At 61.8% G+C, this 849-nt stretch carries 1 pseudogene; it reads left to right on the top strand.

Annotated features, from left to right (window positions below):
* Positions 1-849: pseudogene (locus tag E4Q23_RS21275) on the top strand (cation:proton antiporter); the annotation flags it as partial.

Raw genomic sequence — 849 nt, 5'->3', positions numbered from 1 at the left:
CCTCGCCATGTCGGTTTTTCAAGATGTGACGGCGGTTCCGTTCCTGGTGGTGATCCCGGTGCTCGGCATGAGCGATGGCGCGGACCTGCTGGTGAGTTCCCTCGGCTGGGCGGCCGCCAAGGCTGCGCTCGCCTTCGCACTAGTGTTTTTTGCCGGCCGCTGGCTGTTGCGCCCACTTTTTCGCTTGGTTACCAAACGACGCTCGGCCGAGTTGTTCACCTTGGCGGTCCTGCTGGTCGCCCTGCTGGCGGCTTGGACGACCAACAATCTCGGTTTATCGCTAGCTTTTGGCGCATTTCTGGCCGGCATGATGCTCGGGGAGACCGAATTCCGTCACCAGATCGAATCGACCGTTCGCCCCTTTCGTGACGTCCTGCTCGGCCTCTTTTTTTGTCGGCATCGGCATGCTCATCGATCCGGCATCGATTCCTCGCGTCTGGCAGTGGGCGGCACTCGGTGCACTTCTACTGTTGGTGAGCAAGGCCTTGCTGGTCACCGCGCTGGTGCGTAGAAGCGGCATCTCGGCCATGACCGCGTGGCAGACCGGGTTGCTGCTCGCCGTGGGCGGCGAGTTCGGCTTCGCCCTGCTCGCCATTGCCCTCGACGCGCAAGTGATTGGCGTCGAACTCGGGCAGATCGTCTTGACCTCTGTCCTTTTCTCGATGATTGCTGGAGCGCTGCTGATCCGCTTCAATCAGACCATCGCGCGCCGCCTGGTCAGCATTCGGCGCAACGCAGAGCCAGAAGTGCCCAACATGGCGATCGATGAGTCGAATCCACCGGTGTTGATCGGCGGCTATGGACGCGTCGGACACACCATCGCCGTCCTGCTGCAAAACAGCGGCATCC

Source organism: Candidatus Accumulibacter phosphatis (genome assembly GCF_012939955.1).
Lineage (GTDB): Bacteria > Pseudomonadota > Gammaproteobacteria > Burkholderiales > Rhodocyclaceae > Accumulibacter > Accumulibacter delftensis.
Note: the sequence above shows the minus strand (reverse complement) of the source record. Positions and strands in the feature narration are given on the sequence as shown.